Origin of the sequence: Streptomyces kebangsaanensis, from assembly GCF_001906585.1 — a bacterium.
GTDB lineage: Bacteria > Actinomycetota > Actinomycetes > Streptomycetales > Streptomycetaceae > Streptomyces > Streptomyces kebangsaanensis.
Window position 1 is genome coordinate 19,427 of the sequence record NZ_JUJA01000100.1, and the last position, 11,029, is coordinate 30,455.

9 protein-coding genes are annotated in these 11,029 nt (G+C 72.4%); 6 read left to right on the forward strand and 3 right to left on the reverse strand.

What is annotated here, in order from left to right:
- On the forward strand, positions 1-344 hold a 344-nt coding region (locus RH94_RS43450; protein WP_234425787.1), incomplete at its 5' end, for an ATP-grasp domain-containing protein.
- A 155-nt stretch (positions 345-499) separates the two neighbouring features.
- On the opposite strand, the gene RH94_RS15045 is transcribed toward RH94_RS43450, so the two are convergent.
- Complete coding sequence (locus RH94_RS15045) at positions 500-1,837, reverse strand: 6-phospho-beta-glucosidase (protein ID WP_073948104.1); 1,338 nt, start codon at positions 1,835-1,837, stop codon at positions 500-502.
- A 364-nt stretch (positions 1,838-2,201) separates the two neighbouring features.
- On the opposite strand from RH94_RS15045, the gene RH94_RS15050 reads away from it, so the two are divergent.
- The 4 genes from RH94_RS15050 to gnd all read left to right on the forward strand — a co-directional run bounded on the left by RH94_RS15050 (position 2,202) and on the right by gnd (position 7,327).
- Positions 2,202-3,617 carry a glycoside hydrolase family 16 protein gene (locus RH94_RS15050; protein WP_073948105.1) on the forward strand — a complete coding sequence of 472 codons (1,416 nt, stop codon included), beginning with the start codon at positions 2,202-2,204 and terminating at the stop codon, positions 3,615-3,617.
- A gap of 221 nt (positions 3,618-3,838) precedes the next feature.
- On the forward strand, positions 3,839-5,458 hold the full coding sequence (zwf, locus tag RH94_RS15055; RefSeq protein ID WP_073948106.1) for a glucose-6-phosphate dehydrogenase: 1,620 nt from the start codon (positions 3,839-3,841) through the stop codon (positions 5,456-5,458).
- Positions 5,455-6,381 carry a glucose-6-phosphate dehydrogenase assembly protein OpcA gene (gene opcA, locus RH94_RS15060; protein WP_073948107.1) on the forward strand — a complete coding sequence of 309 codons (927 nt, stop codon included), beginning with the start codon at positions 5,455-5,457 and terminating at the stop codon, positions 6,379-6,381. The genes zwf and opcA overlap by 4 nt, the downstream gene beginning before the upstream one ends.
- Positions 6,382-6,442: 61 nt before the next feature.
- On the forward strand, positions 6,443-7,327 hold the full coding sequence (gnd, locus tag RH94_RS15065; protein WP_073948108.1) for a phosphogluconate dehydrogenase (NAD(+)-dependent, decarboxylating): 885 nt from the start codon (positions 6,443-6,445) through the stop codon (positions 7,325-7,327).
- Positions 7,328-7,346: 19 nt separating this feature from the next.
- Here the strand turns inward: gnd and RH94_RS15070 are convergent, their stop codons facing one another.
- Both RH94_RS15070 and RH94_RS15075 read right to left on the reverse strand, forming a co-directional pair.
- A complete protein-coding gene (locus tag RH94_RS15070) occupies positions 7,347-9,137 on the reverse strand; it encodes a bifunctional sugar phosphate isomerase/epimerase/4-hydroxyphenylpyruvate dioxygenase family protein (RefSeq protein WP_073948109.1) in 1,791 nt (596 codons plus the stop codon).
- A gap of 38 nt (positions 9,138-9,175) precedes the next feature.
- Complete coding sequence (locus tag RH94_RS15075; RefSeq protein WP_073948110.1) at positions 9,176-10,084, reverse strand: shikimate dehydrogenase; 909 nt, start codon at positions 10,082-10,084, stop codon at positions 9,176-9,178.
- Between the two features lie 136 nt (positions 10,085-10,220).
- Here RH94_RS15075 and RH94_RS15080 point away from each other — a divergent pair, with 136 nt between their 5' ends.
- Positions 10,221-10,886 (forward strand): TetR/AcrR family transcriptional regulator, encoded by a 666-nt coding sequence (locus tag RH94_RS15080; protein WP_073948111.1) that lies wholly within the window; start codon positions 10,221-10,223, stop codon positions 10,884-10,886.
- The last annotated feature ends 143 nt before the right edge of the window (positions 10,887-11,029 follow it).

An 11,029-nucleotide genomic window follows, 5' to 3' on the forward strand; every position in this document is an offset into this window, starting at 1 on the left:
CGCTGCACGAGCAGTGGCTGGAGCCGGCCCGGCGGATCGCGGAGGGCTTCGGGCTGCACCACCTGTCCAACATCCAGTTCCGGATGTACGGCGACCGTCCGGTGCTGCTGGACGTCAACACGCGCCCGGCGGGCGGCCTGCACCAGCTGTCGCTGTGCGGGATCAACGCTCCCTGGGCGGCGGTGCTGCTGGCGCTCGGCGAGGACCCGGGCGAAATGACGCCGCCCTTCCTCGGGCAGGACTACACCGTGGTGTCCGCGCCGCGTGCGCTGCGGCCGGTGTCGCTTCCCCGGCAGCGGGCCGAGTCCCCGTCCCCCGCGAAGGCGGGGACGACGTCGCGCTGAAGGCCCCGGATTTTTTCTGAGAGTTTTTTCCGCCCAGGGTGTATCAGGGCGCGGAACAGCGGCTCTCAAGTGTGGGGGCCACGGGGGAACACGGGGGGACCGGGGCGGTCGGTCGTCGAACGGGGGGAGCGACCGACCGGCCCCGCGAACACCCCCTACGTCAGGTACGCGAGGCCGGGATGGACGGCGGCGTACCCGTCGACGAGGCGGCGGGCGACGTTCACCGAGTCGACGAGCGGGTGCAGCGCGAAGGCCTTCACGGCCGTCGCACGGGAGCCCGACTCGGCCGCGGCGAGCACCTCGCGCTCGACCGCCTTCACCGCGCAGACCAGCCCGGTGGCGTGACCGGGCAGCGGGTCCACCGAGACCGGGTGCGCGCCGCTCGCGTCGACCAGGCAGGGCACCTCGACGACGGCCTCGGAGTCCAGCGCGGAGAGGGTGCCGCGGTTGCGGACGTTGAGGATCAGCGTGGTGCGCTCGTCGCGGGCGATGGCTCGCATCAGGGCGAGGGCCACCTTCTCGTAGCCGCCCGAGAGGTCGTCGGCCTCCCGCTCACCCGCGCCGGCCGTCTCGCGGTTCTCGGCCATGTAGGTGGCCTCGCGCTCGGCGCGGGTGCGGTCCCAGGCCGCCAGCGCCGAGACGTCCGGGTTCCCGGCCTCCTCGTAGAACCGGGCCTGCTGGTCGCGCAGGAAGGCGCCGCGGGTCCGGGCGCCGCACTTGTGGGCGTGCACGGCCTCGCGGTTGAAGTAGTAGTAGTGCAGGTACTCGTTGGGGATCGCGCCGAGCGAGCGCAGCCACTCGGCGCCGAAGAGCCTGCCCTCCTCGAAGGAGCCGAGCAGGACGGGATCGGCGAGCAGGCGCGGGAGTTCGTCGCGTCCGGCCACGCGCAGGCCGCGCACCCAGCCGAGGTGGTTGAGGCCGGCGTAGTCGATCCACGCCCGGCGCGGGTCCACGCCCAGCACTCGGGCGATACGGCGGCCCAGGCCGACCGGCGAGTCGCAGATGCCGACGACCCGGTCACCGAGGTGGCGGGACATGGCCTCGGTGACCAGGCCGGCCGGGTTGGTGAAGTTGATGACCCAGGCGTCGGGCGCGAGGCGGGCCACCCGCCGGGCGATGTCGACGGCGACGGGCACCGTACGCAGCCCGTAGGCGATGCCGCCCGCGCCGACCGTCTCCTGGCCGAGCACGCCCTCGGCGAGCGCCACCCGCTCGTCGTGCGCCCGCCCCTCCAGGCCGCCGACCCGGATCGCGGAGAACACGAAGTCGGCGCCGCGCAGCGCCTCGTCCAGATCGGTGGTGGCCCGCACCTCGGGCGCGTCCGGCACCCCGGCCGCCTGCTCGGCCAGCACCCGCGTGACGGCCGCGAGACGGTCCGTGTCCAGGTCGTGCAGGACGACGTGCGTCACCCGTCCGGCGCCCCGGTCGGTGAGGAGTGCGCCGTGGACGAGTGGTACGCGGAATCCGCCGCCGCCAAGGATGGTGAGCCTCACGTCTTCTGCACCTTTCGCGCCGTGCCCGGGCCGTGTCCGGGCTGTCTCCGGGCTGTCTTTGGGGCAGAGCGGTCCGCCCCGTCCCCACCCTTCCATCCCCGGGTCCCGGGGGCCGCACGACCGGTCCTCCGCTCCCCTGCCGGAACGGCCGGCGGCCGGACCCCCGGACAACACGGAAATCTCCGCCTTCATCAGCTGAACTCCCGTGCGCCGCAAGGACTTTCTTTGTTTTAACTCTTGACGGCTGCCACGGCCGGGAGCACATTGGCGGCGCAACCTCGCGTGAGAGCGCTCTCAAAACCTCCCCGGGCGCCCTCCCGCGAGGCTCTCGCGCACCTGACTCCCCACCCGAGAGGCACCCCCCATGAGTGAGCCCTCCGGCGCATCCGCCGGCACCCGTCGCAGACGGCGCTCCGTGCGGCGCGCGCTCGTCGCCGTCCTCGGCACGCTCGGCCTGGCGGCGGCCGCCGCCACCGCCGCGACCCTGCCCGCGAACGCCTCCGCCCCCACACCCCCGTCCGGCTGGACGCAGGTCTTCCTCGACGAGTTCGACGGCTCCGCCGGGTCCGGCGTCAACACCGCCAACTGGCAGTACGACACCGGGACCTCGTACCCGGGCGGCCCCGCCAACTGGGGCACCGGCGAGATCGAGACGATGACCTCGAGCACCAGCAACGTCTCCCTGGACGGCAACGGCAACCTGCGCATCACCCCGCGCCGGGACGCCGCGGGCAACTGGACCTCCGGCCGCATCGAGACCAAGCGCGCCGACTTCCAGCCCCCGGCCGGCGGCAAGCTGCGTGTGCAGGCCCGCATCCAGATGCCCGACGTCACCGGCGCCGCCGCCAAGGGCTACTGGCCCGCCTTCTGGATGCTGGGCGCACCCTACCGGGGCAACTACTGGAACTGGCCGGGCATCGGTGAGATCGACATCCTGGAGAACGTCCAGGGCCTCAACACGAACTGGGCGACCCTGCACTGCGGCACCAGCCCGGGCGGGCCGTGCAACGAGACCTCGGGCATCGGCGGTTCGACGCCGTGCACCGGCACCACCTGCCAGGCGGGCTTCCACACCTACGCGGTGGAGTGGGACAAGTCGACCGGCCCCGAGGAGATCCGCTTCTACGTCGACGGGGTCAACTTCCACACCGTCAGGGCCAACCAGGTGGACGCGACGACCTGGACCAACGCCACCAACCACGGCTACTTCATCATCCTGAACGTGGCGATGGGCGGCGGCTTCCCCGACGCGTTCGGCGGCGGCCCCGACGGCGGCACCGAGCCCGGCCACCCGATGGTCGTGGACTACGTGCAGGTGCTCCAGTCCTCCGGCGGCGGGGGCGGTACCACGCCGCCGCCGTCCGGCAACCGCGACGCCTACAGCCCCATCCAGGCCGAGTCCCACGACAGCCAGAGCGGCGTGTTCACCGAGTCGACCACCGACACCGGCGGCGGCCAGAACATCGGGGCGCTCGCGAACGGCGACTGGGCGCTCTACAAGGGCGTCGACTTCGGCTCCACCCCGGCCAGGCAGTTCTACGCCCGCGTCGCCAGTGGCGCGGCCAACGGGGTCAGCGGACTGGTCGAGGTGCGCCTGGACAGCCGCGGCAACTCCCCCGTCGGCAGCTTCGCCGTGGGCAACACGGGCGGCTGGCAGTCCTGGCGCACGGTCCCCGCGAACATCAGCCCGGTGACCGGCACCCACGACGTCTACCTCACCTTCACCAGCGGCCAGCCGGCGGACTTCGTGAACGTCAACTGGTTCAACTTCGGCCATTAATCGGACATCTGTTCGACAATCCGGGGCTCCACGCACGCGCGTGGGGCCCCGTTGTCATGTCGTCCGCATGCTCAGGACCATTCCGCGGTACTCGCTGGTACGGCTCTGCCCGGGCCCGCGCCGACCCGGCGGCGGCCGAGCGGCCGTCGATCTCCCGCGACGAGGCCGTACGGCGGCTCGAGGGCGAGGTGAACGAGGTGGACAAGGGAGTTGACGCGGAAATGACCGACAAGCCCGCCGAGCCGGCGCGGGGCCCGGCACCGGACGCCGCCGCGCAGTCCGCGAAGGGCGGCGTGCACGTCCCGGTCGCGCCCGCCGCCGGATGGGTGAATCCGCTGCGCGATCCCCGGGACCGCCGGCTGCCGCGGATCGCGGGGCCGTCCGGGCTGGTCATCTTCGGGGTCACCGGCGACCTGTCCCGCAAGAAGCTGATGCCGGCCGTGTACGACCTGGCCAACCGCGGCCTGCTGCCGCCGGGCTTCTCCCTGGTCGGCTTCGCCCGGCGCGACTGGGAGGACCAGGACTTCGCGCAGGTGGTGTACGAGGCCGTCAAGGAACACGCCCGGACGCCGTTCCGGGAGGAGGTCTGGCACCAGCTCTCCGAGGGCATGCGGTTCGTCCCCGGCGACTTCGACGACGACACGGCGTTCAAGCAGCTGCGCGCGGCCGTGGAGGAGCTGGACTCCTCCCGCGGCACCGGCGGAAACTTCGCCTTCTACCTCTCCGTACCGCCGAGGTTCTTCCCCAAGGTCGTGCAGCAGCTGAAGAAGCACGGGCTGGCGAACGCGCCGCGGGGGTCCTGGCGCCGCGCGGTCATCGAGAAGCCGTTCGGCCACGACCTGGCCAGCGCCCGCCGGCTGAACCGGATCGTGCACGAGGTGTTCGACCCGGAGCAGGTCTTCCGCATCGACCACTACCTGGGCAAGGAGACCGTCCAGAACATCCTGGCGCTGCGCTTCGCCAACACGATGTTCGAACCGATCTGGAACCGGTCCTTCGTGGACCACGTGCAGATCACCATGGCCGAGGACATCGGCATCGGCGGCCGGGCCGGCTACTACGACGGCATCGGCGCCGCCCGGGACGTCGTCCAGAACCACCTGCTGCAGCTGCTCGCGCTCACCGCGATGGAGGAGCCCATCGCCTTCGACGCCGAGGCACTGCTCACCGAGAAGCTGAAGGTGCTCAAGTCGGTGCGGCTGCCCGAGGACCTGGGCTCCCACACCGTGCGGGCCCAGTACGCGGAGGGCTGGCAGGGTGGCGAGCGGGTCGTCGGCTACGTCCAGGAGGAGGGCATCGCCCCGGGGTCGAGGACCGACACGTACGCGGCCGTCAAGCTGGGGATCGGCAACCGCCGCTGGGCCGGCGTCCCGTTCTACCTGCGCGCCGGCAAGCGGCTGGGCCGCCGGGTCACCGAGATCGCGGTGGTCTTCAAGCGGGCCCCGCACTCCCCCTTCGACTCCACGGCCACCGAGGAGCTGGGCGAGAACGCGGTCGTGATCCGCGTCCAGCCGGACGAGGGCATGACCGTCCGGTTCGGCTCCAAGGTGCCGGGCACCTCCATGGAGATCCGGGACGTGTCGATGGACTTCGCCTACGGCGAGTCCTTCACGGAGTCCAGCCCGGAGGCGTACGAACGCCTCATCCTGGACGTGCTGCTCGGTGACGCCAACCTGTTCCCCCGCCACCAGGAAGTGGAAGAGTCCTGGAGGATCCTCGATCCGATCGAGGCGTACTGGGACGAGCACGGCAGGCCGGCCCAGTACCCGGCCGGCACCTGGGGTCCGCGGGAAGCCGACGAGATGCTCGCACGAGACGGACGGAGCTGGCGCAGGCCATGAAGATCGACCTGACCGACACCACCGCGGGTGAGATCAACAAGGCCCTGGTCCAGGGCCGTCGTGCCATCGGCACGCCCGCCGTGGGCATGGTCCTGACGATGGTCATCGTCACGGACGAGGAGAACGCCTACGACTCGATCAAGGCCGCCGAGGAGGCCTCGCACGAGCACCCCTCGCGCATGCTGGTCGTGATCAGGCGGCACTCCCGCACCCTGCGGGACCGTACGCACTCCCGGCTGGACGCGGAGGTACGGGTCGGCTCCGAGGCCGGTGCCGGCGAGACGGTCGTGCTGCGCACCCACGGCGACGTGTCCGACCACGCCGACTCGGTGGTGCTGCCGCTGCTGCTGCCCGACGCGCCGGTCGTCGTGTGGTGGCCGGTGGGCGCGCCCGACAACCCCTCCGCGGACCCGCTGGGCCGGCTGGCACAGCGCAGGATCACCGACCTGTACGCCGTCGAGCGCCCGCTGGAGGTCCTGGAGACCCGTGCCCGCTTCTACGCCCCCGGCGACACCGACCTCGCCTGGACCCGGCTCACCCTCTGGCGCTCGATGCTGGCCGCGGCCCTGGACCAGGCCCGGGTGAAGGTGACCTCGGCGGCCGTGGAGGCCGAGGCGGAGAACCCGAGCGCGGAGCTGCTGGCCCGCTGGCTCCAGGCCCGGCTGGGCGTGCGGACCGACCGTGTGGTCTCCCCCGGCCCGGTGGTCACGGCCGTGCGGCTGGGCACCGGCGAGGGGGAGATCGTCATCGACCGGCCCGAGGGGCCGCTGGCCACGCTCACCCTGCCGGGCCAGCCGCCGCGTTCCCTCGCGCTGAAGGTCCGTCCCCTGTCGGAACTCATCGCCGAGGAGCTGCGCCGTCTCGACGCCGACGACATGTACGCCGTCGCCCTGCGCGGCGAGGGCACCAAGGAGACCGTCTGACATGTCCGACATCCCCGTGGCCGCGTACCGCACTCTGAGGAAGTGAGCTGACATGGCATTGATGCAGTTGGGTCTGATCGGCCTCGGCAAGATGGGCGGCAGCATGCGGGAGCGCCTCCGCAACGCCGGCCTCACCGTGGTCGGCTACGACCGCAACCCCGAACTCTCCGACGTGGACAGCATGGTCGAACTCGTCGACCGGCTCGAATCGCCGCGCACGGTCTGGGTGATGGTTCCGGCCGGCGCGGCCACCCGGTACGTCATCGACCAGCTGACGACCCTGCTCAAGCCCGGCGACATCGTCGTCGACGGCGGCAACTCCCGGTGGACGGACGACGAGAGGCACGCCAAGCAGCTGCACGCGCGGGGCATCGGCTTCATCGACGCGGGTGTCTCCGGCGGCGTGTGGGGCCTGCAGAACGGCTACGCGCTGATGGTGGGCGGCGACGAGGAGCACGTCGACTGGCTGAAGCCGGTCTTCGACGCGCTCAAGCCGGAGGGCCCGTACGGCTTCGTCCACGCGGGCAAGGTGGGCGCGGGCCACTTCGCGAAGATGGTCCACAACGGCATCGAGTACGCGATGATGCAGGCCTACGCCGAGGGCTGGGAGCTGCTGGAGACGGTCCCGTCGGTCACCGACGTGCGCGAGGTGTTCCGCTCCTGGACGCAGGGCACCGTCATCCGCTCCTGGCTGCTGGACCTCGCCGTCGACGCCCTGGACGACGACGAGCACCTGGAGAAGATCCGCGGCTACGCGGAGGACTCCGGCGAGGGCCGCTGGACCGTGGAGGCCGGCATCGACAACGCCGTGCCGATGCCGGCCATCACCGCCGCCCTGTTCGCGCGGTTCACCTCCCGCCAGGAGGACTCCCCGCAGATGAAGATGGTCGCGGCCCTGCGCAACCAGTTCGGCGGGCACGCCGTGGAGGCGGTGCGGAAGGACTGAGCCGGCCCTTACGGGTCCGTCAGCGTGTGGTGTGCCGGGCGTGCTGTGCCGCCAGGCGCACGGGCGCGTTCGGGGCGCCGTAGCCGCGGTAGCCGGGGTCGCGCTGGACGAGTTCGAAGAAGAGCCGGCCGACGGTCTCGGTGTAGCAGTGCCGGAAGGCGCCGCCCGCGTCGCGGTCGTAGAGGATGCCGAGGTCTCGGTAGGTCTCCAGCTCCTCGTCGGGCAGGTCGTGACGTGCCGCCAGGTCGTCGTAGTAGTTCGCCGGGATCGGCAGCAGGCGGCCTCCGGCGGCGCGGAAGCGGCGGGCGGCGGCGACCACGTCGTCGGTGGCCAGCGCGAGGTGCTGGGCGTGGGCGGTGTCGTCGGTGGGTGCCGCGCCGACGCCGAGGGCGATGCGGACGCTGCCGTCGGCGTTGGTCACCGCGCGGCTGCGCTGCAGTCCGTAGGGGTCGGCGACGTCGACGCTCTCCTGGGCGTCGAGGCCGAGGACGCTGCGGTGGAAGAGGGCCGCCTTGTCGAAGTGGTGCCAGGGCTGGGTGAGGGCGAGGTGGTCGACGCGCTCCACGCCCCCGGTGTCCGCCGGGGCGGCGACGTCCTCGAAGTCGGCCCGCCAGTCGGGCAGGTGCGGCTGTCCGGTGGCGCAGAAGAACAGTTCCGTGCCGTCGGGGGCGGCCACCGCGTCCAGCGGGGCGTCCTCGGGGGCGCGGCGGCGGGGCAGTACGGGCGCCAGCAGGGCCTCGGCGCGGCGGGCGGCGCCGGCGGGGTCCGGGGACTCCAGGCCGATCGCGGCGAGCTGGGTGCCCTCCCGGCGTACCGCTCCGGCGGTGTTGACCAGGACGCGGGCTTGCCCCTGCTGCCAGAGGTCGACGGGCTTGCCCCGGTGCCGGGCGGTGCGGGTGAAGCCCAGCGCGTCCAGCACCGCCGTGACCGGTTCGACGTCCGGTGTGACCAGTTCGGCGAAGGCGACACCGGTGGGGACGACGGGTGCGGGCAGGTCCGCGGTGCCGGCCGCCTCCTGCAGGGCGAGCAGCGAGCGGCGGGCGTCGACGGCCGTGGGGCCCGCGTCGGCCTGCCGGAAGACGTCGTTGAAGACTTCCAGGGAGAGCGGGCCCCGGTAGCCCGCGCGCAGTACGTGCCGCAGCAGGCCGGCGACGTCGAAGCCGCCCTGTCCGGGGAAGCAGCGGTAGTGGCGGCTCCACTGCAGCACGTCCATGGCGAGCTGCGGGGCGTCCGCGAGCTGCAGGAAGAAGATCTTCTCGCCGGGGATGTCCTCGATGCCCCGGGGGTCGGATCCCCGGGAGAGGATGTGGAAGCTGTCCAGGCAGACGCCGAGCGCCGGGTGGCCGGCCGTCCGCACGAGGTGCCAGGAGTGGTCGTAGGTGCTGACGTGCCGGCCCCAGGCGAGTGCCTCGTAGGCGACGCGGATGCCGAAGTCCTGGGCGAGGTCCGCGAGTCGGCTCAGCTGTTCGGCGGCCAGCGCGTCGTCGTCCACCGCCGCCGGGGAGACGCTGGAGCAGACGAGGACGGTGTCCGCGCCCAGGCGGCGCATCAGCTCGAACTTGTGCCGGGCGCGGCGCAGGTTGCGGGCGAACTCCTCCTCCGGCACCGCCTCGATGTCCCGCATCGGCTGGTAGAGCTCGACGGCGAGGCCGAGGTCGGCGCAGCGGGCGCGGATCTCCTCGGGGGTCAGGGGGCTCGCGAGCAGGTCGTTCTCGAAGATCTCCACACCGTCGAAGCCGGCCCGGGAGGCGGCCGTGAGCTTCTCGGTGAGGGATCCGCTCAGCGAGACGGTGGCGATGGACGTACGCACCTGGGTACCTCTCTCCTGCTTCCGTGCTCTGCCGCTCGTCACTTCCGTGCCCCGACCGTGCCGCCCGCGGACTCGGCCGTGGGCTCGTCGGCAGCCGCGATCCCGGCGATGTCGGCGACCATCCGCGCGCTGTCGGGTTCCCGCCCGGTGAACAGGCGGAACGCGTCGGCTGCCTGGAAGGCGGCCATGCCGCCGCCGTCGAGCGTGGCGCAGCCGAGCTCCCGGGCGGTGCGCAGCAGCTCGGTCTCCAGCGGGCGGTAGACCACCTCGGCGACCCACAGGCCGGGGTGCAGCAGCCCGGCCGGGAAGGGCAGGCCGGGGTGGGCGGCCATGCCGGTGGGGGTGGCGTGCACGATGCCGTCGGCCCCGGTCAGCAGGTCCGCGAGCGCGTCGGGGGCCGCGGCGGCGGCGCGGCCGGCGCCGAAGTGGCGGTCGAGGGAGTCGGCGAGCGCGGCGGCCCGCTCGGGCAGCGCGTCGACGACGGTGACCCGGCCGGCCCCGAGCGTGAGGGTGGCGTGGGCGACGGCGGCGCCGGCGCCGCCCGCGCCGAGCTGCACCACGCGCTCCAGCGGGGCGTCGGGCAGGCCGCGCGCGAAGGAGGCGGCGAAGCCGGTGACGTCGGTGTTGTGGCCGGTGGCCCGGCCGCCCTCGAAGACGACGGTGTTGACCGCGCCGAGCGCCTCGGCCTGCGGGGAGAGGGCGTCCAGGTGCTCCAGGACGAGCTGCTTGCAGGGGTGGGTGATGTTGAGCCCGTCGAAGCCGAGGTCGTGGGCGGAGCGCACCAGGTCGCCGACCGCCTCGGGCGGGACGCCGAGGGTGTCGATGTCGATGAGCCGGTACAGCAGGCGCAGGCCCTGCCGGTCGGCCTCCCGCTCGTGCAGCGCCGGACTGAGCGACGGGCCGATGCCGGAACCGATCAGTCCGACGAGATACGAGTCCTTGGCCACCGGGGATCCTCCTGAGCGGGCACTAATGTACGAACCGGTACGTTAGCTATATCAGCCCCTCCGGCGGTTCGGGAAGTCCCGGCCCCTGCTTCTACAATCACGAGCCAGATACGCGCCCCACGCCCGAAGGACCGTGATGACCAGCGTCGAGGAACCGGCACGACCCCGCGGGCGGACCCGCGACGCGGCCCGCACCAGGGCCGAGATCCTCGACATGGCCACCCAGGAGTTCGCCCGGGCCGGCTACGACGGGGCCCGCGTGGACGAGATCGCCGCCCGCACCCGCACCACGAAGCGGATGATCTACTACTACTTCGGCGGCAAGGAACAGCTGTTCACGGCCGTACTGGAGCGGGCGTACGGGGTGATCCGCGACGCCGAGCAGCAGCTGGACGTCGAGCACCTGGACCCGGTCGCGGCCATCCGGCGCCTGGCGGAGCTGACCTTCGACCACCACGAGCAGCACCTCGACTTCATCCGCCTGGTGAGCATCGAGAACATCCACGAGGCGGAGCACATCGTCGCCTCCGAGAAGCTGGCGGCGATCGGCTCCCCGGCACTGGACGTGATCCGCCGGATCCTCGCCGCCGGGCAGGAGTCCGGCCTGTTCACGGCCGACGTGGACGCCGTCGACCTGCACGCGATGATCAGCTCGTTCTGCTTCTTCCGGGTCGCCAACCGGCACACCTTCGGCGCCCTGTTCGGCCGCGACCTGACCGACCCCGCCCGGCGCGAGCACTACCGCGCCATGCTCGGCGACATGGTCATCGCCTACCTGACGGCGGACCGCGCGGAGGACTGAGCATCGCCGGACACCGGTCCGGCGGATCGCGCACCACCTCTTGACAGAAGGGGAACACGGGCCGCAGCATCCCTGCGCAACCACTGCTAACTAACCAGTGGGTTCATTACCTGGCTCGCGCCCCCGAAGGAGCCCCGCCGTGT

What these genes read in the sequence shown, in the direction of transcription:
- RH94_RS15080 (WP_073948111.1), top strand. Translation starts at nt 10,221, where the DNA reads ATGACCAGCGTCGAGGAACCGGCACGACCCCGCGGGCGGACCCGCGAC.
- gnd (WP_073948108.1), top strand. Translation starts at nt 6,443, where the DNA reads ATGCAGTTGGGTCTGATCGGCCTCGGCAAGATGGGCGGCAGCATGCGG.
- opcA (WP_073948107.1), top strand. Translation starts at nt 5,455, where the DNA reads ATGAAGATCGACCTGACCGACACCACCGCGGGTGAGATCAACAAGGCC.
- zwf (WP_073948106.1), top strand. Translation starts at nt 3,839, where the DNA reads ATGACCGACAAGCCCGCCGAGCCGGCGCGGGGCCCGGCACCGGACGCC.
- RH94_RS15050 (WP_073948105.1), top strand. Translation starts at nt 2,202, where the DNA reads ATGAGTGAGCCCTCCGGCGCATCCGCCGGCACCCGTCGCAGACGGCGC.